Annotated in this window: 26 protein-coding genes and 2 pseudogenes; 5 read left to right on the forward strand and 23 right to left on the reverse strand. The window is 61.5% G+C overall.

Annotated features, from left to right (window positions below):
* Both yfcE and larC read right to left on the reverse strand, forming a co-directional pair.
* Positions 1–549 carry a phosphodiesterase gene (gene yfcE, locus ACGHIZ_RS10605; RefSeq protein WP_195444721.1) on the reverse strand — a complete coding sequence of 183 codons (549 nt, stop codon included), beginning with the start codon at positions 547–549 and terminating at the stop codon, positions 1–3.
* Between the two features lie 55 nt (positions 550–604).
* Positions 605–1,090, reverse strand: coding sequence for a nickel insertion protein (gene larC / locus ACGHIZ_RS10610; protein ID WP_229058839.1), 486 nt, complete (start codon positions 1,088–1,090; stop codon positions 605–607).
* 193 nt (positions 1,091–1,283) lie between these two features.
* On the opposite strand from larC, the gene ACGHIZ_RS10615 reads away from it, so the two are divergent.
* Positions 1,284–2,195, forward strand: a complete 912-nt coding sequence (locus ACGHIZ_RS10615; protein WP_390447938.1) for a PHP domain-containing protein — start codon at positions 1,284–1,286, stop codon at positions 2,193–2,195.
* A 185-nt stretch (positions 2,196–2,380) separates the two neighbouring features.
* Here the strand turns inward: ACGHIZ_RS10615 and ACGHIZ_RS10620 are convergent, their stop codons facing one another.
* From ACGHIZ_RS10620 to hisG, 10 genes are all read right to left on the reverse strand, one after another.
* Complete coding sequence (locus tag ACGHIZ_RS10620; RefSeq protein WP_055310779.1) at positions 2,381–3,619, reverse strand: IS110 family transposase; 1,239 nt, start codon at positions 3,617–3,619, stop codon at positions 2,381–2,383.
* Between the two features lie 456 nt (positions 3,620–4,075).
* Positions 4,076–4,393 carry a phosphoribosyl-ATP diphosphatase gene (gene hisE, locus ACGHIZ_RS10625; protein ID WP_006235893.1) on the reverse strand — a complete coding sequence of 106 codons (318 nt, stop codon included), beginning with the start codon at positions 4,391–4,393 and terminating at the stop codon, positions 4,076–4,078.
* Positions 4,394–4,439: 46 nt separating this feature from the next.
* On the reverse strand, positions 4,440–4,769 hold the full coding sequence (hisI, locus tag ACGHIZ_RS10630; protein WP_368156199.1) for a phosphoribosyl-AMP cyclohydrolase: 330 nt from the start codon (positions 4,767–4,769) through the stop codon (positions 4,440–4,442).
* A 142-nt stretch (positions 4,770–4,911) separates the two neighbouring features.
* The gene (gene hisF, locus ACGHIZ_RS10635) at positions 4,912–5,694 is read right to left on the reverse strand and encodes an imidazole glycerol phosphate synthase subunit HisF (protein ID WP_390447942.1); all 783 of its coding nucleotides are present in this window, start codon (positions 5,692–5,694) and stop codon (positions 4,912–4,914) included.
* A gap of 3 nt (positions 5,695–5,697) precedes the next feature.
* Complete coding sequence (locus tag ACGHIZ_RS10640; protein ID WP_390447945.1) at positions 5,698–6,441, reverse strand: HisA/HisF-related TIM barrel protein; 744 nt, start codon at positions 6,439–6,441, stop codon at positions 5,698–5,700.
* Complete coding sequence (locus ACGHIZ_RS10645; RefSeq protein ID WP_390447948.1) at positions 6,438–7,139, reverse strand: imidazole glycerol phosphate synthase subunit HisH; 702 nt, start codon at positions 7,137–7,139, stop codon at positions 6,438–6,440. The genes ACGHIZ_RS10640 and ACGHIZ_RS10645 overlap by 4 nt, the downstream gene beginning before the upstream one ends.
* A gap of 44 nt (positions 7,140–7,183) precedes the next feature.
* A complete protein-coding gene (hisB, locus tag ACGHIZ_RS10650; protein WP_195919704.1) occupies positions 7,184–7,771 on the reverse strand; it encodes an imidazoleglycerol-phosphate dehydratase HisB in 588 nt (195 codons plus the stop codon).
* Positions 7,772–8,887, reverse strand: a complete 1,116-nt coding sequence (hisC, locus tag ACGHIZ_RS10655; protein ID WP_390447950.1) for a histidinol-phosphate transaminase — start codon at positions 8,885–8,887, stop codon at positions 7,772–7,774.
* 1 nt (position 8,888) lies between these two features.
* Positions 8,889–10,325, reverse strand: a complete 1,437-nt coding sequence (hisD, locus tag ACGHIZ_RS10660; RefSeq protein ID WP_390447953.1) for a histidinol dehydrogenase — start codon at positions 10,323–10,325, stop codon at positions 8,889–8,891.
* 105 nt (positions 10,326–10,430) lie between these two features.
* On the reverse strand, positions 10,431–12,146 hold the full coding sequence (hisG, locus tag ACGHIZ_RS10665; RefSeq protein ID WP_390447956.1) for an ATP phosphoribosyltransferase: 1,716 nt from the start codon (positions 12,144–12,146) through the stop codon (positions 10,431–10,433).
* Positions 12,147–12,614: 468 nt separating this feature from the next.
* Between hisG and ACGHIZ_RS10670 the strand changes: the two genes are divergently transcribed.
* Together ACGHIZ_RS10670 and ACGHIZ_RS10675 are read left to right on the forward strand one after the other, a co-directional pair.
* Complete coding sequence (locus ACGHIZ_RS10670; protein WP_238022950.1) at positions 12,615–12,779, forward strand: hypothetical protein; 165 nt, start codon at positions 12,615–12,617, stop codon at positions 12,777–12,779.
* A 380-nt stretch (positions 12,780–13,159) separates the two neighbouring features.
* Positions 13,160–13,699 (forward strand): hypothetical protein, encoded by a 540-nt coding sequence (locus ACGHIZ_RS10675; RefSeq protein ID WP_390449937.1) that lies wholly within the window; start codon positions 13,160–13,162, stop codon positions 13,697–13,699.
* On the opposite strand, the gene ACGHIZ_RS10680 is transcribed toward ACGHIZ_RS10675, so the two are convergent.
* The 6 genes from ACGHIZ_RS10680 to ACGHIZ_RS10705 form a co-directional block, all read right to left on the reverse strand.
* Positions 13,597–13,935 carry a hypothetical protein gene (locus tag ACGHIZ_RS10680; RefSeq protein WP_238022952.1) on the reverse strand — a complete coding sequence of 113 codons (339 nt, stop codon included), beginning with the start codon at positions 13,933–13,935 and terminating at the stop codon, positions 13,597–13,599. The two genes, ACGHIZ_RS10675 and ACGHIZ_RS10680, sit on opposite strands and share 103 nt — an antisense overlap.
* A gap of 148 nt (positions 13,936–14,083) precedes the next feature.
* Complete coding sequence (locus ACGHIZ_RS10685; RefSeq protein WP_390447959.1) at positions 14,084–14,818, reverse strand: GntR family transcriptional regulator; 735 nt, start codon at positions 14,816–14,818, stop codon at positions 14,084–14,086.
* A gap of 197 nt (positions 14,819–15,015) precedes the next feature.
* On the reverse strand, positions 15,016–15,981 hold the full coding sequence (locus ACGHIZ_RS10690) for a sugar phosphate isomerase/epimerase family protein (RefSeq protein ID WP_390447962.1): 966 nt from the start codon (positions 15,979–15,981) through the stop codon (positions 15,016–15,018).
* Between the two features lie 66 nt (positions 15,982–16,047).
* The gene (locus tag ACGHIZ_RS10695) at positions 16,048–16,899 is read right to left on the reverse strand and encodes a PTS system mannose/fructose/sorbose family transporter subunit IID (protein ID WP_390447965.1); all 852 of its coding nucleotides are present in this window, start codon (positions 16,897–16,899) and stop codon (positions 16,048–16,050) included.
* Positions 16,886–17,668 carry a PTS sugar transporter subunit IIC gene (locus ACGHIZ_RS10700; protein ID WP_238022956.1) on the reverse strand — a complete coding sequence of 261 codons (783 nt, stop codon included), beginning with the start codon at positions 17,666–17,668 and terminating at the stop codon, positions 16,886–16,888. Before ACGHIZ_RS10700 ends, ACGHIZ_RS10695 begins: the two co-directional genes overlap by 14 nt.
* A gap of 301 nt (positions 17,669–17,969) precedes the next feature.
* The gene (locus ACGHIZ_RS10705; RefSeq protein ID WP_390447968.1) at positions 17,970–19,004 is read right to left on the reverse strand and encodes an SIS domain-containing protein; all 1,035 of its coding nucleotides are present in this window, start codon (positions 19,002–19,004) and stop codon (positions 17,970–17,972) included.
* A gap of 456 nt (positions 19,005–19,460) precedes the next feature.
* Here ACGHIZ_RS10705 and ACGHIZ_RS10710 point away from each other — a divergent pair, with 456 nt between their 5' ends.
* Both ACGHIZ_RS10710 and ACGHIZ_RS10715 read left to right on the forward strand, forming a co-directional pair.
* Entirely contained in the window at positions 19,461–19,784 is a 324-nt protein-coding gene (locus tag ACGHIZ_RS10710) for a hypothetical protein (protein ID WP_238022958.1), read from the forward strand.
* 227 nt (positions 19,785–20,011) lie between these two features.
* The gene (locus ACGHIZ_RS10715; protein ID WP_390447972.1) at positions 20,012–20,140 is read left to right on the forward strand and encodes a hypothetical protein; all 129 of its coding nucleotides are present in this window, start codon (positions 20,012–20,014) and stop codon (positions 20,138–20,140) included.
* On the opposite strand, the pseudogene tnpA reads toward ACGHIZ_RS10715, so the two are convergent.
* The 5 genes and pseudogenes from tnpA to ACGHIZ_RS10740 all read right to left on the reverse strand — a co-directional run.
* Positions 20,128–20,472 (reverse strand): annotated as a pseudogene (tnpA, locus tag ACGHIZ_RS10720) (IS200/IS605 family transposase); the annotation flags it as partial. The gene ACGHIZ_RS10715 and the pseudogene tnpA sit on opposite strands and share 13 nt — an antisense overlap.
* 263 nt (positions 20,473–20,735) lie before the next feature.
* Complete coding sequence (locus tag ACGHIZ_RS10725; protein WP_238022959.1) at positions 20,736–21,155, reverse strand: PTS fructose transporter subunit IIA; 420 nt, start codon at positions 21,153–21,155, stop codon at positions 20,736–20,738.
* 287 nt (positions 21,156–21,442) lie between these two features.
* Positions 21,443–21,649, reverse strand: a complete 207-nt coding sequence (locus ACGHIZ_RS10730) for a hypothetical protein (protein ID WP_238022960.1) — start codon at positions 21,647–21,649, stop codon at positions 21,443–21,445.
* A gap of 308 nt (positions 21,650–21,957) precedes the next feature.
* The gene (locus ACGHIZ_RS10735; protein WP_238022962.1) at positions 21,958–22,677 is read right to left on the reverse strand and encodes a PTS system mannose/fructose/sorbose family transporter subunit IID; all 720 of its coding nucleotides are present in this window, start codon (positions 22,675–22,677) and stop codon (positions 21,958–21,960) included.
* 118 nt (positions 22,678–22,795) lie between these two features.
* A pseudogene (locus ACGHIZ_RS10740) lies at positions 22,796–23,529 on the reverse strand (PTS mannose/fructose/sorbose/N-acetylgalactosamine transporter subunit IIC).
* Between the last annotated feature and the right edge of the window lie 12 nt (positions 23,530–23,541).

Here is a 23,541-nt window from a genome sequence, read left to right on the forward strand (position 1 = left end):
TTAGTCCTCCTCCATGATCACGTGGCGGAACGCGCCGCCCTCGTAGATGCCGTAGCTGTGCGAGCCGTCCTTGGGAATGCTCACGCTGCCGGGGTTGAAGAGCCGCAGGCCCGGGTGCGCGGCGCTCTCCTCGTTGACCTTGATGTGCGTGTGGCCGTAGACGAGCGCGGAGCCCTCGGGCAGCGCGGGCGCGTGGTCGACGCTGTTGTGCATGCCGGCGCCAAAGACGTGGCCGTGCGTCAGGAACAGCTCGCGACCGGTCTCGTCGAACAGCGTGGCGTAGTCGGCCATGAGGGGGAAGTCGAGGACCATCTGGTCGACCTCGGCATCGCAGTTGCCGCGGACGGCGATGATGCGGTCGGCCAGGGCGTTGAGCAGCGGGATTACGCGCTTGGGGGCGTAGTCGCGCGGCAGGTCGTTGCGCGGACCGTGATAGAGCAGGTCGCCCAGCAGGACGATGCGGTCGGGCTGCTCGGACTCGATGGCGGCGACCAGGCGCTCAGTCCAATATGCCGAACCGTGGATGTCGGAAGCGATGAGGTATTTCATGGTGGTCCTTTCGGGTGGGGTTGATGGAGCTGGGCGTGGCGTGCCGCCAGCCGCGTTACTCAAATCGCAGTGCCACGGCTTGTGCCGCCTGCATCACGCGCTGGAGCGGCACGTTATGCTCGCGAGCGAGGCGGGAGCAGTCTTCGTACTCGGGCGCCGCACGCTCACTACCGTCGGGCAGGGTCGCCACCTTGACGGACACCTCGCCCCATGGCGTTGTTACGCGCTCAAAGCGGCGTGGTAGGCAAACGCGCTCCATAACCTGGCGGCGGATGCCATTGGTCGTGGTTTCCAAAAAGATAATCGTCTGTAGGCGCTCGATATCCTCGTGGGTACAGATTACCTGCAGCTGCCAGCCGGGACGGCCCTTCTTGCAATAGAGGGGCAGCCAGTGCACCTCGCGCGCACCGGCCTCGCGCAGGCGGTCGGCGGCGTAGGCGAGCACCTCGGGCGACGCGTCGTCGATATCGCATTCCAGCTTGACGATGGTCTCGGGCGCATCGGTCTCGCGGGACAGCGGAGATTTGCTATCGCATGGCATACGGTCCGGCTCCTTTCCGCACGGGCTCGTTTTGTTCATTCAAACGCTAGCACATCGCGGGCGGCGTGGATGTGGCGGAGCGCGATGAGCGCGATTTTCCCTGTCCGCAAGAAACCGGCACCCCGGCGCGCTCGTCGCATCGAGGGCCGCGCCGTTACAATGGAGCGGATTCGCTTGACGCAAAGGAGCCGCCATGCCTGCTTGCCCGCTGGTCGATTGCCATACCCACACCTCGTTCTCGGACGGACACGCCTCGTTTGAGGACAACGTTCGCGCCGCTGCTGCAGCCGGTTGCCGTGCCATGGTCTCGACCGATCACCTTACCCTGCCTGCCAGCATGGATTCCAATTGCGAAGTGCAGGTTGTCGAGGGCAACCTGCCGGCACATCGTCTGGCTTTTGAGGATGCCCGCAAGCTTACCGCGCAGATCGCGCCGGAGCTCGAGCTTATCTATGGCTTTGAGTGCGATTGGTACGAAGGCTGCGAGCCTTTGGTTGAGCGCTGGTCCGAAGGCGCCGTCGTGCGCCTGGGCAGCGTACATTGGATTGGCAACCCCGGCGATATCATGGCCGGCGCCGCGGGTACGGCGGGGACAGAGGACGTCGTTCGTCCCGATGCGCCCGATTCGCGCTGCGGTTGGATCGACGATGACACCAACCTGCACGTTTGGGAAAACCTGGGCGTGCGCGGCGTGTGGGAGCGCTACGTCGACGACTGGTGTCGCGCCTGCGAAAGCCCGCTCAACTTTGACGTGATGGCCCACCCCGACCTGGTCATGCGCTTTTCGAAGGAGGGCTTTGCGCCCGATTTTGACCCCGCGCCGTTCTGGGGGCAGATGGCAGAATGCGCACACGACACGAATCGGCGCGTTGAGGTCTCGACTGCCGCGCCGCGCAAGGGGCTCGACGACTACTACCCCGCGACCGGCCTCTTGCGCTGCTTTGCCCATGCCGAGGTGCCCATTACCTTTGGCTCGGACGCACACCGCGCCTGCGACATCTGCTGGAACATCCGCGAGGCCCAGGCCCACGCCTACGACTGCGGTTATCGAACCTTCGACATCCCCCACCTCACCGGCGAATGGGAATCCACGCCCCTCGCCTAAGACTAGTCATTGGGGACACTCTTCACAAATGACCCCTTGGGGACGGAGGAAAACAGGTCGTTTTGCTCACCACCGACGCCCGAGCAACACCGCCCGCCAAAAAGAACGCCCGTTTACTACGATGAACCGCAAACCTCCGACCATCGGCTTAATGCGGAAAATAAAACCGACGCTCCTATAAGTTGTCAAGAGGCAGTTTGCGGGAGCGCTCTCTCCAATTCGCACAGGAGCTCGTAATACCTCCTCTCCAGTTTCGTCGACCGCCGTTTCCCCCGTTCCAAGTGCCCGAGTGTGGCTGCGGACAGGCCGAGCTCCGCGGCGGCTTTCTTCTGAGTCACCCGCATCGCCTTGCGCATCTTCGCGAGCTCGGGGCCTTCCGGCGCGGCGCCGTCGGGGTTCGGGTCCATGAGCACGTGGTACACCTCCCGCGCTATGTAGCGCTTCAGGCAGCGGACCGCCTCCCGCCGGGACTTCCCCTCGGAGGTCCGCCTCGCCACGTACCTCCTCGTCCTCTCGTCGTACGCCATGCGCTTGATCGCGATCTCGTAGAGCGCCCAGTTCGCCTGCCGGTTGCCGCCGCGGTTGAGCCTGTGCCGGTCCGTCTTCCCGCTCGACGCGGGGATCGGGGAGGCGCCGCACATCATCGAGAACGCCGCCTCGCCCTTCAGCCTGCCGGGGTTGTCGCCGGCGGCCACGACCAGGGCGGCGGCGGTCGTGGTGCCGCAGCCCTCGACGCCGAGCAGCGCGGGCGCGTTCGCCTCCAGCAGCGCGCGGATGCGCTCGTCGAGGGACTCGACCTGGCTGCGGGCCTCCTTCCAGACCGCCGCGACGGACCGCAGCGAGGCCAGCACGCTCTCCTCGAGCGCGTCGCCCGCCTTCCTCCCGCGCGCGAGCAGCGGCATGAGGTCCTTCGGCCGCTCGCGGCCCCTGAACCGCTCCCTCAGGGCGCTCGGGGCCGTCGTGAGCATCGACTTCGCGCAGGCCACGCAGGACGTGGACGTCGCGACGGCCAGCCTGCGCGCGACGTAGAGCTGGCGCACCGCCTCGACCCAGCCGTCCTGCGACTTCGGCACGGAGCAGCCCTTCCCGGACGCCGCCTTGCGCGCCGCGCGCTCGGCGTCCAGCGGGTCGCTCTTCCCCTCGCCGGGCCTCACCTTGTCCCTCTTGGGCCTGAGCACCTCGACGACGTTGTACCCGAGCTCCACGAGCCTCCTTGTCAGCCCGGCCCCGTACGATGCCGTGCCCTCGACGCCGACGACCATGCAGCTCCCCGGGTCGCCTATCGCCTCCGCCAGCCTGTCGTAGCCCTCGGGGTCGGCCCCGAAGCTCCCGCTCCAGATCTTCCTCCCGAGGCCGTCGAGCAGGCACAGAACATGCACGTCCTTGTGCGTGTCGACGCCCGCGATGACCGTTTCGCCTTCCATTTTCGCTCCCCTCGGTCTGCCGCCTGCTCCGCGCCCGGGTCTCCCAGACATTGCACTGACGGGAGCGCTACAATCCAATTGGCTTGTCCGATTGTCCGCGCTCATGCTCCTATTAGGTCATGGCAGGACTCCGGGACGCGGATGCCGGGGCGAGACAGGTCGGATTTGAGGACGGCCGAAGAGGCGTCAGCAGGTCAGTGGGTCATCGTCCCGGCATTCAGCATCAGGGTAGCGCTGCGACGCGGAAATCGCGCGCCGTTGCCGCGCCCCGCAGTGCCCGCTTCCCCCGAGAACAATTATCAGTGCAGGTAGAAGTGTTGACGATTTGCTCAAAACCGACGCGTGGTAAGCAGATCCAGTTTCATCGTAGTAATTGGGCATGTTATTTGGCAGCGCCGGCAAAGACTGTCCCAAACGACTAGTCGTTTAAGAACGTCCCCAATGACTACCCAATGACTAGTGGCGGCGGGCGTTGAGTTCGCCGGCCAGCTCGTCGAGGGTGATGCCGTAGCGCTCGAGCGTCACGAGCAGGTGGTAGACCAGGTCGCCGGCCTCGTAGCGAATGTGATCGTGGTCGTTATCCTTACAGGCCATGATGACCTCGCTCGCCTCCTCGGCAAGCTTCTTGAGCAGCTCATCCTCGACGTCGGTCAGCAGACGAGCGGTATAGCTCTCCTGCGGCGACGCGTCGCGACGACCATGAATCACCTCGGCCAGCCCCGTCAGCGTCTCGCCGATATTTCCATCCTGAACATTCGCGGTGCGCACACCCATGGTTCAATCCTTTCTGGTTGGCCAAGCGCTTAGCCGAGCGCCCGCCCTACGCGAGTTTCTTAAAGAAGCAGGTGCGGTTGCCGGTATGGCAGGCCGGACCCGGCGAGTCGACCTTGACCAGCAGCGTATCGCTATCGCAGTCGGCCCAGAGCTCCTTGACCTCTTGCATGTTGCCACTCGTCGCGCCCTTGTTCCAGAGCTCCTGACGGCTACGGCTCCAAAACCACGTGGTACCGGTCTTGAGCGTCAGCCCCACCGACTCCTCGTTCATCCAGGCAACCATAAGCACCTCGCCGGTGTCATATTGCTGAACCACACAAGGAATCAGCCCCCTGGCGTCGTATGTAAGCTTTGAAGGATCGGTTATCTCTTCCATTTCTCTTCCCAAATTCAAACTTCGCAGGTCGGCGAGGGTTGTCCAGGTGTCCGAGATTACGAGCGACAAGCCCGACGACGCGTACTTAAGTACGCGAGGAGGGTTGGAGCCGAAAGGTCGGGTGCCTGGGCAAGCCGCAGCATTAGAAGTCCAGCCTCACAGGAATGCCTTGGCTGGCCATATACTCTTTGACTTCGCGAATGCTGAAGGTCCCAAAGTGAAAGACGCTGGCCGCCAGCACGGCATCGGCTTCGCCCTCGATCACGCCCTCGGCAAAATGCTCGAGCGTGCCCACGCCGCCGCTCGCAATAACGGGAATCGGCACCGCGCGCGCCACGGCACGGGTGAGTGCCAGGTCAAAGCCGGCCTTGGTGCCGTCGCGATCCATACTGGTCAGCAAGATCTCGCCGGCGCCGCGACGAGCCGCTTCCTCGGCCCACGCCACCGCGTCGCTACCCGTGGCGTTGCGGCCGCCCGCCGTGAAGACCTCCCACTTGTCGGCACCCGGCTCTCCGGGCAAACCGACGCGCTTGGCATCGATCGCCACGACCACGGCCTGACTGCCAAAAGCCGCGGCAGCCTGGCTAATCAGCGACGGGTCACGCACGGCCGCCGAGTTGAGCGACACCTTGTCGGCACCGGTGGCAACCATGGTCCGCATGCCCGCCAAGTCGCGAAAGCCGCCGCCCACGGTATAGGGAATAGCGAGCTCCTCGGCTGCGTGCGCCGCCATCTCGATGGTCGTCGCACGGTTGTCACTCGTCGCGGTAATGTCCAAAAATACGACCTCGTCCGCACCTTCGCGGTCGTAGGCGCGGGCCAGCTCCACCGGGTCGCCCGCATCGCGCAGGCTCACAAAGTTGACGCCCTTGACCACGCGACCGTCCTTAACATCCAGACAGGGAATCACGCGTTTGGTAAGCATAGGCTACTCTTCCCCTCGGACGGCGGCCAGCGCCTGGACCAGCGTAAAGTTGCCCTCGTAGAGCGCGCGACCGGTAATGGCACCTTCAATCGCGCCCTCACCCACCGCGGCCAGCGCACGGATGTCGTCGAGCGTCGAGATGCCGCCCGAAGCCACAACGGGAAAGCCCGCGACCTCGGCCACATGGCGATACGCCGCCACATCGATGCCCGCCTGCATGCCATCGCGCGCGATGTCGGTGTACACCAGATGTTTAAAGCCCAGCTCGGAAAGCTGCGCCACGGCATCGTCGAGCGCCACGCCCGCGCCGTCGCGCCAGCCGTTCACCCTGACCTGGCCGTCGCGCGCGGCAATGTCAGCCACCAGCAGCTCGCCAAAGCCTTGGGCTGCCACCTCGGCAAAACCCGGCTCGGTCACCAGCACGGTGCCCAGCGCGATGCGGCGCGCACCGTAGCCGGCCAACTCGTCGATGCGCGCGAGCGAGCGGACGCCGCCGCCCACGTCCACGGACAGACCGTCGACGCCGCAGATGGCCTTAATCGCCGCCGAGTTGGCGGCGCATGCGTCCTCGTCCTCGCCAAAGGCAGCGGACAGGTCGACGACGTGCACCCAGCTTGCACCCTGCTCGGCAAACGAGCGGGCAACGGCCACGGGGTCGTCGGAATACACCTTGCAGCGGCTGCGGTCACCGCGCTCCAGGCGCACGACCTTGCCGCCGATCAGATCGATTGCGGGAAACAGGATCATCGGCCACCCTCCTCGACGATGCTCACGAAGTTCTTAAGGATGCGCTGACCCAGCGCGGAGGATTTCTCGGGATGGAACTGGCAGCCCCACACGTTGCCATGGCGCACGATGCACGGGAAGCTCCGCGTATAGTGCGTGAGCGCCAGCACATCGGCGGCATCGGCGTCGTCGGCCACCGCATAGCTGTGGGTGAAATACATGTTGGCACCCTCAGCAAAACCGGCAAGCAGCGGATCTGCCGCACCGGCGGACGTCATGTGCACCTGGTCCCAGCCCACGTGCGGCACCTTCAGGCGGCTCGACTCCAAGCGCGTGCACGAACCGCGCATAATACCCAGGCCATCGACCCATGGACCACCATCCTGCTCGGAGGCGCTGCCGTCGGCGACCACGCCCTCGTCCGCAGGCACGCCCTCGTTGCCGCGCTCAAAAAACAGCTGAAGCCCCAGGCAGATGCCGAGCAGCGGAATCCCGGCGGCGACGGCATCGAGCACGGCCGCCTCCTCGCCGCTCCGACGCATAAAGGCAATCGCGTCATAGAACGCGCCCACGCCCGGGATGACCAGGCCGTCGGCGTTGCAGATCTGCTCCGGATCGTCCGAGGTGCAGGCGGCGGCACCGGCGCGCGCAAGCCCGCGCACGACGCTCGACAAGTTGCCCTTGTGGTAGTCGACCACCATGATCTTCGGTCCGCCCACGCGACCCTCCTTTTCCCATTCAAAACCTGTCCCTTTTTGGCAGGTTACAGCGAGCCCTTGGTGCTGGGGATGCCCTGCACGCGGGGATCGAGCTCGCAGGCGTGGCGCATCGTGCGACCCACGGCCTTAAAGGCGGCCTCGATAATGTGATGCGAGTTGCCACCCGCCAGTTCGCGCACGTGCAGCGTGAGCTTGGCATCGCGTGCGAAGGCATAGAAGAACTCAACGGCCAGCTCGGTATCGAAGCTGCCCACGCGCTCGGTCGGCACGGGCAGCTCGCAATAGGCCTGCCCGCGGCCCGAGATATCCACGGCGGCCATCACGAGCGTCTCGTCCATGGCAATCGCCGCGTCGGCAAAGCGCGTAATGCCCGCCTTGTCGCCCAGCGCTTGGCAAAACGCCTCGCCCAGCACAATGCCCGTGTCCTCGACGGTGTGATGCGCATCGACCTCAACGTCGCCTACCGCATGTACCGTCAAATCGAACAGACCATGGCGGCCAAAGGCGTTGAGCATGTGGTCGAAAAACGGCACGCCGGTCGAGATGTCGCACACGCCAGATCCGTCCAGGTCGAGCTTTACGACAATGTCGGTCTCGCCCGTCTTGCGGGTCACCTCGGCATAACGGCCCATCTACATCTCCTCCTTCACCAGCGCGGCAAACGCGGCCAGCACCTCGTCATTTTCCTGCGGGGTGCCCACGGTAATGCGTAGGCAGTCCGCGAGCCCCGGCGCGTAGCTAAAGTCGCGCACCAAAAGTGAATACTCGTCGCGCAGGCGCTCGCGCACGCGCGTGGCATGCGGCGTGCGCACGAGCACAAAGTTCGCCGCGCTCGGCCACGCCTCCACGGGCAGACCCTCGGCAGCCATTGCGTGCAGGGCACACAGTTCGCGCTCGCGCTCGGATGCAACCTGTGCTACCACGGGTGCGTACGCATCGCGGGCACGCACGCAGGCAAGCGCGGCGGCCTGGCTCAGCACGTTAACCGAGTAGATCTGGCGAATTGCCGCAAACACATCGATGGCCTCGGGCGCCGCGATCACATAGCCCAGACGCGTGCCGGCGGCGCCGAACGCCTTGGACAGCGTATGCAGAATCACCAGGTTGGGATGCTCGGCGATAAGCCCCTGCGCCGTAGTAGCCGCGCCAAACGAATCGTCGGCAAACTCAACGTAGGCCTCGTCGACCATGACCATGCCGGGGCACGCATCGCACAGGGCCGCGACAAAGTCGAGCGGCGTCACATCGCCCGTGGGGTTATTGGGCGAGGTCACGATCGCCAGATTGCACTCGGGCGCCGCTGCGAGCACAGCCGCTTGGTCGAGCTCAAAGGTCGCCGGGTCGCGCCACACATCGCGCACCTCGGTCTGACAAAGCGACGCAAAGAACGCATACTCACTAAAGCACGGCGGGCAGTTGAGCAGGGTCCGTCCCGCGCCGCCAAACGCCAGCAGGTAGTTATAGAGCAGCTCGTCGCCGCCGTTGCCCACGCAGATGTTCTCGCGCGCCACACCATGCCAAGCGGCAAGCTCGTCGCGCAGATCGTTGGACATGGGATCGGGATAGCGGTTGAGCGGTGTAGCAGCCAGGGCGGCGTCGACCGCCTCGCGCACGCCAGCCGGCACGGGATAGGTGTTCTCGTTGGCCGAAAGGTTGATGCGCGTGGGCGTAAAATTGGGGTCGTAGGGCTCAATGCCGGCCAAGTAGGGCTGGACGAGCTCCTTCATACGGGGCGTCAGCTCGGCCATATTAGGCCCCCTCGACGACCGCGCCAGTGGCACCGCCCGCAGCTGCCGCCAGGTCCACGCCCTCGGCGACCGTCGCGGTCGTATCACCCGGCCAGGCGACCTTGGTCAGGTCGGCCGCGGCCAGCGACTCGGCGCTCACGGCATCCTCGCCCTGCTCCAACACGCGACGGCGCAGTGCGGCAGAAAGCGCGTGTGCCCACAGGCCCTCGGCCTCGGCCAGACGCTGCGTAGCGGGAGCGTCGGAGAGCAGGCCCTCGGGCGTATAGCAAATGACACTCGAGCGCTTGACGAACTCCTCCACCGAAAGCGGGTTGGAGAACATGGCGGTGCCGCCGGTCGGCAGCGTGTGGTTGGGGCCGGCAACGTAATCGCCGAGCGGCTCGGAACTCCAAGCGCCCACAAAGATGGCGCCGGCGTTGCGAATGCCGCCGAGCAGGCCCATCGCATCCTTGCAGTGCAGCTCCAGGTGCTCGGGCGCCACGGTGTTCACCGCCTCGACGGCGGCAGCCATGTCGGCTGCCACCACGACGGTGCCCTCATTGTCGAGCGAGGCACGCGTGATCTCGGCACGCGGCGACTGCGCTACCAGAATGTCGATACCCGCCTCGACCTCACGCGCAAACTGCTCGTCGCAGGTCACCAGATAGCAGGCCGCCAGCGGATCATGCTCGGCCTGGGCCATCAGGTCGGCCGCGACCACCATGGGCTTGGCCGTGGCGTCGGCCAGCACGCAGACCTCGGAGGGACCGGCGACCATATCGATACCCACGTCACCCGAGACAATCTGTTTGGCAGCGGCAACAAAAGCGTTACCCGGACCGGTGATTTTATCGACACGCGGAATGGTCTCGGTACCGTACGCCATCGCGGCCACGGCCTGGGCGCCGCCCACCATATAGATCTCGTCCACGCCGCCGAGTTTAGCGGCCGCGAGCGTATACGGGCTAATCAGTCCATCCTTTTGCGGCGGGGTCACCATAACCACGCGTTTGACGCCGGCCACCTTGGCGGGAATGGCGTTCATAAGCACGGTGGAAGGGTACTGCGCGCGACCGCCCGGCACATAGATGCCGGCCGCCGCAAGCGGGGTCACCTTAACGCCGAGCATCGTGCCGTCCGGGCGCGTGGTAAACCAGCTCTGCTCGACCTCGCGCTGGTGGAACTCGCGAATCTGGCGTGCAGCCTTCTCGAGCGCCGCGACAAAGGCGGGATCAAGGCCTTCGAGCGCGGCATCGATCTGCTCTTGCGGCAAACGGAAGCTCTGCAGTTCAACGCCGTCAAAACGCTGACAGTAGTCGCGCACCGCGGCATCGCCATTGGCGCGCACGTTGGCCACGATATCGCGGGCGGCGTCGACGATGTTTTGCGGCAGCACGCCCTTACGGTTGAGCTGGTTGGTAACGAGGCGCTCACCGGGAGCAAGCTTGATGGTCTTCATATCGGTATCCCCTATCGGTCGAGGTTTTGTTCGAGAAACGAGAGACCGGGCGGCGGTGCCAATCAGCCCGCAGCCCGGACGTTGGGGCGCCCGTACGTGCTCGCGCTATTGCGCCGAGCCCGCAACGGGCTCAAAATGCTTGTCCTTCACGGCTGCCGCCAAGCGATCGGCCAGATTGCGTACGCGCGGATCCAGACGCGCGGCACCCGGGTTGACAAAGAAACGGGCCGTGCAGTCCATGATGCGGCCGGTGATGACCAGGTCGTTGTCGCGCAGCGTGGCGCCCGTGGCGGTAATATCCACGATGCGATCGGTCATGCCGACAATGGGGCCCAGCTCGATGTTACCGTGCAGCGAAACGATGTCGGCGTTCACGCCGCGCTCGGCATACCAGGCACTCGCGATGCGCGGGTACTTGGTTGCCACGCGAAGCGAACCGCGGCGGGCATAGTTGCGCTCGGCCTGACCGGCGCGCCACGCGGGCTCCGCCTCGATAAAGGTGCACAGGCCATAGTCCAGGTCTACCAGCTGCAGCAGGTTGAGGTCCGCCTCGATGAGCGAGTCCCAACCGCAGATGCCGCAGTCGGCACCACCGCAGCCCACAAAGGCAGGCGCATCGCTGGGACGCACGATGACAAACTCGATATCGCCGACCGCGCCCTCGCCGACACGCGTGTCGCGGCCGCGCACGATCAGGTGACGGCCGGGGTCACGCAGCTCGGAGACGTCCAGGCCCGCGGTCTCGAGCACGTCGAGCGTGTCGGCCTTAAGCGAGCCCTTGGGCACGGCGATACGCAGCGGCCCCTCGGCGCCACGGCCCACGGCGTGGTCGCCATCGGAAGCGGCGTCCTCGGCCGAGGTGCGCACGGCCTCCAGACGCTCGAGCGAAAAGGCAAAGCCCGCCGCCGGTACCTCGATACCGTCGCCAAACGCACCGGTAAAGATGGAGTCGTAGCGTCCGCCCGAACCGACCGGATCGGGCAGGCCGCCGGCATAGGCCTTAAAGACCAGACCCGTGTAGTAATCAAAAGAATTCATGATGGAGAAGTCGAAGGACAGCACCTGGGCGTCCTCGGGAGCCAGGCCCTCGACCAGAGCACGCAGCTCGCGCGTCAGCGGCGCGACGATGCCGGCAGCCTCCAGCAGCGCATCCACGCGGTCGAGCACCTCGGCACCACCGTGCAGGCGCGGCAGCTCGCTAATGGCGGCCTTGACGGCATCGGACTCGGCGCTGGCAGCCACGCGGGCATCGAGGCCCACAAAGTCGTTGGCATGCACGCAGCGCAGGGCCTCGGCAGCCAGCTCACGATCCTCGCATACCGCGAGCAATTCCTTAAAAGGACGCACGCTGCCTGCGATAATGCGCGCATCGGGAAGTGCCAGCTCGCGCACGGCCTCGACGACCAGCGAGACAATCTCGACATCGCCCGAGGTATCGCCCGCGCCGATAAGCTCAAAGCCCAACTGCGTAAACTGGCGCGAACCACCGGCATTGCGCTGACACTCGCGAACCACCGGCGCCTCGTAACGTAAGCGCAGAGGCAAGTCGGCAGCGCGCATACGGGTCGAAACCAAGCGCACGATCGGCAGCGTGTTGTCGGGACGGACCACCAACAGGCGGCCGTCGTCATCAAAGAGCTTAAACGGCGTGTCCGCAATGCGGCCGCCTTCCTCGAGCGAACCCTTGTCCTCGAGCAGCGGTGTCTCGACCGGAAGGTAATGGTGCTCCCTGAAGCAGCCCTTCACCGTACATGCGATCTCCTCGCGCGCCTGAGCCTCCTCGGGCAATATGTCCCGGAATCCCCACGGTGTGGCCGTCATCTGGTGAGCCTCCTCATGCTGTGTTTCATATAGAGCAGAAGACCGGCATAGCTCCGCCGGTCTTCTGGGTACTTTAGCATACTAGAGTGTTTGCGGGGAGAATCCTTGCCCGCAGCTCACACCGTATTCATTTGGAAACATAGGGGGCAGATTGCCCGCAGCTCACCTCTACAGCGAAGGGCATCGCCAGCTCTTCTGGAAACAAGGGACCTCAGACAAAAAGTTGGACCATCAGGTCCGGTTTGGAGTCCGCATGACATACTGACCTGCATCGTTCTTTCGGAAACGCATGTTAGAGACTTAGATGCTTTAGAACTCATTCAACGACGACCGAGGGGACGGTATGCCATGCCAAACCCAGCCGCCAGGTACACTAACGAGTTCAGGCGATAGACCGCCGACTACATCATCTCGACGGGCAGGCCGATAACGAAATGCTGCGCAGAGCTCGGCCTGAATTCCAAGACCGTGAACAAATGGGTGCAGAACCACCGGCGCGAGCTTGCCGGCGAACCCGGCCCGAAGGCCGAGGGCTGCGAGCTTCGCGAGGCGAAAAGGCGCATACGCGAGCTCGAGATGGAGAACGCCTTCCTGAAAAAAGCCGCGGCCTTCTTCGTCAAAATCCAAGCGTAGCCGCGCACTACCGGCTGATGCTGGCAGAGAAGGCTGAATTCCCGGTGAAGCCGATGGCCCGCGTGCTCGGCGTGAGCCGGTCCGGTGCGTGCGGCTGGAGTCGGGCCGTAGGTTCGGCTTCCGATTCGTGAAGTACTTCCCGCCCGACGAGTTCTCCGGCCCCACCCTGTACAGGGCGTGCAAATTGATGCGCGAGCCGGGGATACGCGGATGCACGCCCAACGCGCAGAAGCACACCGCGATCCCGAATTCCAAGGCGAAGCCCCGCCCGACCTGGTGCGGCGCGACTTCACCGGCCCCGCGCCCACCTACAGGCCCGTGGACGACATCACGTACCTGCGCACCGGCGGGGGTGGCTGTACCTCTCGACGGCCATCGACCTGAACGCCCGTATTGTGGTGGGCTGGTCGTTCTCCGGGCGAACGACGGCGGACATCGTTATATCGGCGCCGGCGTCGGCCAAATCGCGCTGCTACGTGCCGGGAAACGCGCTATTCCACGCCGACCGCGGCGCCCAGTACACCAGCAGGCTTATGGCCGAGTGGGCGCGCGGCAACGACGTGCGCCTGTTCTGCAGCCGCACCGGCAGCCGCCGCGACAGCGCGGTGGCGGAATCGTTCTTCGCGGCGCCGAAGAACGAGATGTACTGCAGGCGGAACTTCCCGACCGGGGATTCCGCCAGGCACGCGGTGATAGAGTCCATCGATCGAGGCTTGCTACAACCGCCGCAGGCCCCACTCAACGATAGGCTACAAGGTTCCGGGCGAGGCTATGGCGGCCTTCTTCGAGGGAATCGAGCCCAAGCCCGAGGCAATGCCTATGGCCTCCTGATTCCTCGAGCTTCCGTTTCCGAAATCTTGACACGGGTCACGAACGCATCGGGCACCGTAACATACAGACGCTCGAACTTATCGAGATAGCACGACGGAGTAAAGACGTCGACCCAAACGCCCAGGACGCGCTCGGCAAAGGACCGCGCAGCCACACAGGAGTTGTACGAAGAGCCGGACGCAACAAAGCGCACGGCACGCAGGCCGACTCGCCCACAGCGCTCAACCAGATCGCCCACTAGGGCATCTGCACGAGTGAGGTTCTCCTCAAATACCAACGGAGACATCTCGATATAGGTTTCCATGGTCGGTTTGGCGTTGCCCATGACACGCATCCCCCATGTCCTGCGCGCACGGCGCACGCAAATGAACCCATATGCTCGACTATACGAGCCATGCGGGTTCTCCGAGCTGGTTAATCCTTGAATGCTATTAAATTGTCCGTAGACGTATATTAAGAGTCCAAGCCGTACGTCACATGGAGAACGTGTAGCGCGAAGCGATAATGAGCTGCTTGCCCGCGTACAGCGGATTGCCGTCCTGATCGCGATACAGGCCCTCCAGGCTGAAGAGCGGCTCCCCCACCGGGACGGAGAGTGTATGGGCGGCCTGCTCGTCGGCGAGCTGGATGCTGAGCATCTGGGCGCTGTCGCGATGGGGACACTGACCGGTCGCATTGCGAATAAGATCAAAGAGCGAGGCGTTCTCGAGTTCGGCGGTCTCGAGGAACTCGTGCCCCTCCCGTGCGAACAGGCAGTGGTCGATCATGATGGGCGTTTCATCCGCCGTACACACGCGATCGATGGCGATCAGCCGTGCGTTCTCGCCGAAAAACTCGCGCGCGGCGGGCGGAACGTCGACCACCTCACGGCGCAGCAGCGTCGAACCGGGCTCCAAGCCGTTTTGCCGGCAAGACGCCGAGAAGCCGTTGAGCGCGGTGCGGCGGTCGTCGAGAACCATCGGGGCGCGATGGGACTCCTGAACGAACGTGCCCTTCCCCCGCCGCTTGGCGAGAAGCCCCTCCTCGACCAGCATCTCGATGGCCTTGCGGATGGTGATGCGGCTCACGTCATACAGACGGCTCAACTCGGTCTCCGTGGGAACGCGTGCGCCGACGTGGTACACGTCGTTCACAATCGCCTCGTGCAGGTCGTTTGCGACCTGCTGGTACAACGGTGTCGCGGAATCGCCCACCAGCTTTCTGGCCATCTTTATCCTTTCAACAGCAAGTATATGACTATGCTTTAGCGTACACCATATACTCTAAAAATGCGGAGCATCCATTAAAGAGAAATGCTAAGCGAGCGAACCCATCCGAAACATAAAGTACCTGGACAATAAATCGAAGCAGCACGATAGTCATCGTTGACTCTGACCGCTCCGAAACGTTTAAAAAAGAAGGAGTTTCAAATTCTATCCATGGCATCGTATCTACCAAGAGCCTGCCTATACAACGCCATGCTTCGTTCATCGGCTTCGTAAGGGTGCGTAAAATACGAACGTGATGTCACCTCAACGGAAAGAGAACCCTTGTATCCATAATTAATGAAATCAGCCACGTCTTCGGACATATCGCGCGTGCCGTCCCCCCATGAAAGGTGCGTCACCATCTGACTGCAATCAACGTCCACAAAATGGGCATGTATCACAGACTTACCCAGTATCGTGAAATAATCTTCAATGGTGTCTCCCGCGCGCGTCATCGCGCCGGTGTCCAAGCACACACCGAGAGCGGGGCAGGCAACCTCATCTACATAGCGCTTGAGATCGTCGGCCGAGTTGACCAAAAGTGATTCGCGTGGCTGCAGGGCTTCAATTGCAAGCATCACTTGCTGTTCTCCCGCATATTCCGCAATCCGACGCATCATTCTGATACTTCGAGAATATGCCTCGTCTGGACACTCATCTAGAAACGCCCAGCCACTCGTCACAACAACCTGTTTTGCCCCAATGGCTCTTGCAACATCAATCGCCCTTTTGAAATAAGAAAAAACACGTTTTTGAGCAGCTTGGCCGTTCACCGCAATATTGTTTGGCTTCGGATTTGTCTGCTCAGGACAAATACCGACGACTTTAATGTGATATCTGTCTTCAAGACGGCGAAGTTTATCAACGGATTCATTTTGGCTATAGTCCATATAAAAATGTTGAGGTGAGGTCCAGATTTCCACCCCACCGAAGCCAATGCGAGCAGACGACGAGAAAAACTCTTCCAGCGTGAAAAACCTATGATGGCAATTCATGGCCGTGAGCGACGGAGCAATCCACTCTTCCATTCTCTCTTTCATGCGATTATTCACCATTTTCTTTTTACAAGTACGCAAGCGTCTCTTAGAAGCGGCGTAACTGTCACTACCATAAACGCCGCGCATCACAAGCGAATCATCGCTTTGCAACGCGCGGCGCCATATGCAAAACACGCAGCCGTTCAATTGGACTTAACCCAAAACCCCAAAATATGCACCAGCAACACCAATTGCCATGGTAAAAACAATGAGCAGCATAGGGCTTACTTTCTTAGAAAGCGCGATATAGTAAGCGATAAGGGCGACAAGCGCGAGCATTCCAGGCATAATTCCGTCAAGCACGCTTTGAATGGCCGTAACACTCTCGCCGGATCCAAATGAAATTGGAATGGATACAGACGTCATACTCACCGTCATGGATCCAATGACCATAATGCCGACGATGCCCGCCGCGGTCACGATTTTGCTCATCATGCCGCTTTCCTGCGCCTTAGACAAAAACGAAACACCCAAGTGATAGCCAGCGCGAGCCCCAAAAATACGACATGCGAAAGCCGGAATGTTAAAAGCAAGCAGGAAGACAATCGGTCCGAGAATACTTCCCGAAAGTGACAGGCTAACACCAATACCGGCACAAACAACACGAAGCGTGTTCAAAAAGAACGCATCGCCTATGCCAGAAATGGGTCCCATCAAAGCAGTTTTAACTTGACTCACCGCTTCGGGCTTAATCTCATCCTTAGCGACAAGCTCCTCCATCGACAGAACGACTCCGCCCACAAACGGGGCAAGATAGTGCGTCACGTTAAAAAACTCGAGATGACGCGCGAGAGAATCTGAGTACCCCTTTGGATCATCCATGTAAATCTTTTTGAGCATGGGGGCAAGCATCAGACAGAACGGAACACTCATCTGTTTCTGATAGTTCCAGGAATATTCCATGCCCAAAGCGCCAGGACTCAACGCCATACGCGCCAAATCTTTATCGGAAAACATTCCTACAGTTTTTTCATCACTTTTGAGGGAAGGATTAGAAGTCGTCATCGTCGTCTCCTCCAGCACTTGCTACCGCCAAGTTGTTGCCATTGTTCAGATTAAGCAGATCGAGCTTTTCAATCGCGAGAACAATCGAAAGAATCGCCACTCCGAGCACGGGAAGATTCAAGTAGGCAGTTAGAGCGAATCCAAGTATGAAGTACGGCACCAATTGCTTGTTCAGGATCATGCGCATAAGCATTGCGAAGCCCATGGCGGGCAAAATGCCGGCAGCGATTCCCATGCCATCGAAAATGAACTGTGGAACCACTTCAAGGGCGGCGGTAACCGCCGCAGACCCAAAATAATACGCAAAAAACGTCAGCGTAAACGTCCATATGGTTTTACCGAACAAGCCGAGCAGCACATAGGTAAGCCCGATCTTGCCGACATCTCCTTCTTCGGCGCCCTTGTCGGCAATTGAAAGAAACATGGGAATGAATGCATAGAATACGTTCTTGATGCCCAATGCAGCCAGCCCAATTGGCATAGCCAACGCATAAGCAGTTTCCAGACCAGATCCTGTGCTAATCGCAAAGGCAGTCGCCAAAGTGCCAGCAGTAACAACGTCAGGCGGAATATACGCCCCTACAGAAATAGCGCCCATAAACAACAACTCGAGATTTGCTCCGATTATCAAACCGGTCTGAAGATCTCCTAGAACGATACCGACGAGCGGACCCAGCACAATAGGACGCTGAAGCATAGACGTACCCAGCGCGGTATCCAATGAACCGAATGCCGCAACCAGGGCAACGAGAAGCGCCTGGATGAACATAGTCTCCTCCATTCTCTATTTTTAACCTCAAATTGCCATCCCTGCATCGATCTTTGAGCCAACAGCCATCAGGCAGATATCTCAATCCCTTCCATCCGTAACCGACCACCAGCCATGGGGCACTTGCTTCAAAGACAGAATCGGTTCTCGATCTGTTCGCCCAGAAAACGCAACTTGACCGTGAAATGGGCGGTGGCCAACACGAGAAAGCCCGATCACATTCCACCACCATTGATGTCTAAGCTGGCTTTAACATTGATGCCTAAGCTGGCTTTAATCAAGTGATTCAGGGACAGAGCATCTAATAGGCGAACTGACGGTAGTAACGACGATAGGCCAAGTTGTGCTTGGTGATGCGCTCGTAGTGCTTGGAAAGGCGCTCGTGCAGCGTAGCGGCGGCGATCATCGGGGAGACGAGCGGACGGAACTCCTCGTCCAGGCCGGAGACGGCGTACTCGGCGGTGTCGATGACGGCGAGCTTGTCAGTGTACTGCTTGCAGAAGACCTCAGCGCGGTTGTCGAGTTCGCGGCACTCGTCCTCGCCCTTGGTAATGATCACGGGCACGCCGGGCTCGACGAGCTCGAGGGTGCCGTGGAAGAACTCGGCCGAGGTGACGGCGCGCGTGCGAATCCACTGCATCTCCTCCAAGACGCACATGGAGAACAGCACGTTCTCGCCCCACAGGGCACCGGACGCGATGAAGATGGTGTAGGGCTCCTCGGCGAACTGCTTGGCGATCTGCTCGGCCTTGGGCTCGAACTTGATGCGGATGTCGACCAGATCCTGGAAGAGATTCTTGGTCTGGGCCATGTAGTCGTCATAACGGTCGAAGTCGCCGCGCAGGTTGAGCAGGCGCAGGGCGAAGGCCTGGAAGAGCAGGTAGGTGAAATCACAGCGACCGGTGGCCACGGGAGCGGAGACCACCGTGGTGGCGAGCTTGCCGAGCGGCGTGTCCTCGCGCGTGAAGGCGACTACGCGGATGCCCTGGGCGGTGATGTTCTCGACGGCCTTGACGACCTCCTTCGTGTCACCGGAAGCGGAAGCGGTCACGACGACGGAGTCCTTCTTGAGGCGGTTGTCGCCCATGACGTTGAGCTCGGCGGCGTTCACCAGGTGAACCTCGACCTCGGAGTACTTCTTCATGAAGTAGCGAACCATCTCGAGCTCATCGTAGGTACCGCCGATGCCCAGCAGGAAGACGTTCTCGTACCCCTGCTCGTGGATCTCGTCGGCGACCGCCTTGGCATGGGCGCAAGCCGCCACGGTTGCGTCACCATCCTTCAAGTACTGGTCGATATCGAAGTTAAGAAGCTGGACCTTCTCGAGTTCCGCCATGGTGTTACCCCTCTCACTAGCAGAACGTTACATGACGCTATGAGCTATAACGTTATGTGATGTTATGTGCTCAAGAAAATCGGGGCTTATCTGTAAACGGTCGAAATTCATCGGTAGACGTTATATAAGGTCATATATTCGATGTCCCTTGCCTCCTGCCTTGTTTGAAAAAATGCCTTGCGCGGCCGACGTGGAGCAAGTACAGCTGGCCTGCACCCGAAGTGGCACCGCCACTGTTTTAGCGTAAGAGATGTTTGAGCCTGACAGTCACGAGTAGCACGAGAGAAGTTTGAGCGTATGAGTCGTTTCTCCAACACCATCACAATCAAATTGGGGGATCTGCTATAGGCCATCGGCATTGCCATGTCGATGGCCTACTTGTCGCTCGCCGCACGACGGCCCACCGCTGTGCGCAACGTTGACCTAGCACCTGCGCGGCGCTGAAAAGGAAGCAGCATGTTCAGCCCGACCGAACACGAGCTCCACGAGCGGACGCTCGCAGATTTCCTGCAAGAGAATGGCGAGTTGCCCCTCGATAGGCGCCTCGCCGCCATCGCCGACCATCGATGCAGCCCCGCCCCCGCCAAGCGCTCCGTCCTCGATTTCTGCCGTCTCAAAATCGGCTTTTTCCTACAAAACGACCCACACGCCGCAGAGGTGATGCAGCGCGTCGCGATTCTCGACGACGGCCGGACCCCCAGCCCCCCGGCACGGAGGGAGTGCGCGACCCCAGCATCGCGTCGGCCTGCTGGAGGCTCGAACGGGCCTGGCGGCTGGTAGGAGCGGATGGGGACGACTGCGCGGAGCTCCACCGTGCACCCAGGCAAACGGCCGAGCAGCTGTACGCCCCAATCGAGTAAATCGGGGAGTCCGCACGTCACAGCGCGGAGGGACAATTCCCCTTCTCGTGGATCCCCCGCTACTCAACGGACACCTGCGCATTCAAGCACTTCGACTCCGCGCGACTCAATGCCAGCAGCCTGAGCTATTCGGGTCCGAGAGCGTCCGTGGACGTGCTCTACCGATTCGCCACGCACGACATCGACGATTTCTACACCGTCTGTGCGGCGCGGCTCATGGAAAACGGCAGAAAGGCGGCGCCGATGCAAGACGCCTATACGGCCGTGGACACGTAGCAGCCCTCGGCCCAGAACTTCCTGTTGCCGAACCTGCACTTCATGTTCGCGTGCCTGTCGAATATCATCAGCGGGCCCTTCCCCTTCAGGTGGCCCATCACGCTCGATACGCCGCACTTCGGCGGTATCGCCAGCAGCATGTGGACGTGGTCGGGCATCAGGCGCCCCTCGATGGCCTCTATCCCCTTGTGCTGGCAGAGCTTCCTGAAGATCTCACCAAGGTCGGACCTTATTTGGCCGCAGATGGCTTTGTGCCTATGCTTTGGCGTGAACGCGACGTGGCACTTGCACGTCCGCTTCGCGTGCGACAGGCTGTAGGCCTTCTGGGCTATACGCCGCCACCGCCCTCTCGACTCGGATTCCCTGCGGCCTGAACAATCGCAAGTGTCCGGCGAGGGGGCGGCTTTGTAAAGCCGTTTGGCCCCACCCGCATAGCGGGTGGTTTCTGATGCGGCGCGCTACGCGCCCCGCACAGGCTAAAGCCCGTAATAAAACGCGCAAGCGAGCAAAGACGTCGCCTGCGCGTTTCTCATGACCGATTGAGCTTCATGGAGTCAACGGGCAGGGGCGCTCGCAACGCCTGCCCGGCACCATGTTAGAACTCGTCGTCGTCCTCAGCATCCTCGATCAGGTCATTGACGAACTTGACACGAGTGTCGTCCGCGGCGCAGATCTCACGGATGACCTCGGCGGTATCGCGCCCCTCCTCGGCGAAGAGCAGCTGGATGAGCAGCGGGAGGTTCATGTTGGTAACCAGATAGGTGTTGGGCCGGCGCTGGACGATGGAAGTAAACTCGTTGTTCACGCTACCGCCGAACAGGTCGGTGCACACGACCAGGTCATCGCCCTCGGGGGTTTCGTCGAGCATCTTGGCCGCGACGGCGGCGAGGTCGTTGTTGCCATCGACGTACATGGAAAGCGTGCGGACGTTGTCGCGCTCCCCAGACAGCAGCGAGATGCTCTCGTTGATGCCGGCTGCGAAATGCGCGTGGGAAGCGATGATGAACTGTCTCATGATGAGCTGCTCCTTACATTTGGAACTGAAATGACGTCTCAGTAGTCGAACTGGTGATAATAGCGGGCACTTTTCCACTGCATCTCCTCGAGGATACACATGGAGAACAGGATTGTCTCACCCTACAGCGCACCGGAGCCGATGAACATGGCGTAGGGCGCCAGACCGTACTTGCGCGCGAACTCCTCGGCCTTGGGCTCGAAGCGCTTGCGCATGTCCAAAAGCTCCGCCCAAACGTTCTTGGTCTGCTCGATGAACAGATTGAACTTGGAGGGGGTGATGCCGGACTAGGAGGCGGTGGGCACGACGGAGCGCTCGGTCATGCGCTTGTGGCCCATCACGTTCCATTCGGCGGCGTGAACAAGATACACTTCCAGGTCCTTGTCGCCGAACTTGTTCATGAGGTACTCGAGCTGCATGAGCTCGTCCCAGGTTCGGGCGATGCCCATCAGGAACACGACGTCGTCGGCCACGCGGTCGGCGATCTGGGCCATCTTCTTGCCCGCTTCGACGGCCGCCTTGCCGCCGGCGAGGTAGCCCTCTTGGTCGAAGTTTGTATTCTCGATCTTCTAGGTCTCCCGCATTGACGCCCCCCTTTCGGACCGATGGCCATTCATATCAACTTAAGAGTTTTTAATACCACTTACTACAATATATCTTACTTTTTTTAATACCGCTGATGCCATAATCAAATGCTTTCCGTGAACGGTCAAATCGACCCCATAAACGGTGCGAGGCGACGGCCACATGGGCCGCTGCCTCGTATCAGGCCAAAAGCGAGGGAATGTTGGGGGACTCGCCGTTAAGCTAGGACGCCCAGGTACACGCCGGCCACGTCCACGACCATGGCGCCGAGGATCAACAGGGACGGGTGAATCTTCTTACCGAGCAGCCAGTAGTAGATGCCCATGCAGCCCAGGCCGGGCATGCCGGGCATGATGCCGTCGAGCACGTCCTGAAGCACGGTGACCTCTTCACCGGAGCCGAAGGGCACGGCGAGGGTGGCCCAGAACATGGAGCAGGTCATTGAGCCAACGACCATCATGCCCACGATACCGGTGTCCTTGATGAGCTTGTCCATGATGCCGGACTCGGAGGCCGCATCGAACAGTCCGACACCCAGCTCATAGCCCTCGACGATACCCCACACACGCAGGATGTACTGCGGGACGTTGAAGATGAGCGGGAACAGGATCGGGCCGAGCGGATTGCCCTCGGCGGCCATGGAGACGGCGATGCAGGCGGCGACCACGCGGATGGTGGTCAGAAAGATGGTGTCACCCACACCGGACAGCTGGCCCATAAGGACGGCCTTGACGTCGTTGACGAACTCGGGCGGAAGCTCGCCGGCCTTGATGCGCTCCTCCATGGACATCGCAATGCCGCCGACGAACGAGGCGAGCATGACCGTGATGTTGACGAACGCAGCGTGCCGCTCGAGGGCGGCGGTATAGCCGGCCGGATCGTCATGCCAGATCTTCTTGAGCATCTTCTTGACCATGAGGCCGAAGACGAGGCCCATCTGGTTCACGTAAGTCTAGGAGAACTCCATGCCCAGGGCGCCGATGTTCAGCACGGACTTGACGAGGTCGTCTTTGGTGATGGCGTTCTCACCGCTCTTGTAGACGCTCTTGGTCTCATTAGAAGTCATCGTCGTCAGCCCCCTCGACCCGCGCAGCCGCAGGCTTGTTGTCAAAGATACCCAGCACAAGAACAGCGATGATGATGGCAATCAGGGAGACGCCGAGCGCCGGCACGCCCATGTAAGAGGTCATCAAGAAGCCCGGGGACAGGAAAGACAGAAGCTCCTTGCGGTAGATGAGGCGCAGCAGCATCGCAAAACCCATGACCGGCAGGATGTTGGCCGCGACGACAAAACCGTTCAGCACGAACTCGTGAACCGTGCTGGCAATCCAGACAACAGCGTCGGAGCCGAGGTGGACGGCGAAGAAGATGACCGAGAAGTAGACGGGAACCACGTAGAGGGCGATGAAGAGGTGCAGACCGGTGAGCTTGGTACCGCTGCCCTCGGCGGCGAACTTAGGTACGGAGGAGAGCAGCCAGTTGGTGATGGGTTGGAACAGGTTGCTCAGGGCGAGGGCCAGCGAGCCGATGGGCATGGCTAGGCCACGGCGACCTCGGTGTCCAGACCGTGCAAGATCACGTAGGCGGTGCACAGGACACCGGCGGAAGTGGCATCCGGCGGAATGTAGGCGCCGATGGAGACGGAACCCATGAAGAGCGCCTCGATGCTCGCGCCCAAGGCCAAGCCGGTCTGCAAGTCACCGAGAATGAGACCGAGCAGCGGGCAGACCACGATGGGGCGGAAGGCGCACAGCGTGCCGAGCTGGCAGTCGAAGAACTTGACGAACACGTAGAACAATGC

It is taken from the genome of Collinsella sp. i05-0019-G5, assembly GCF_042851345.1.
In the GTDB taxonomy this organism is placed as follows: domain Bacteria; phylum Actinomycetota; class Coriobacteriia; order Coriobacteriales; family Coriobacteriaceae; genus Collinsella.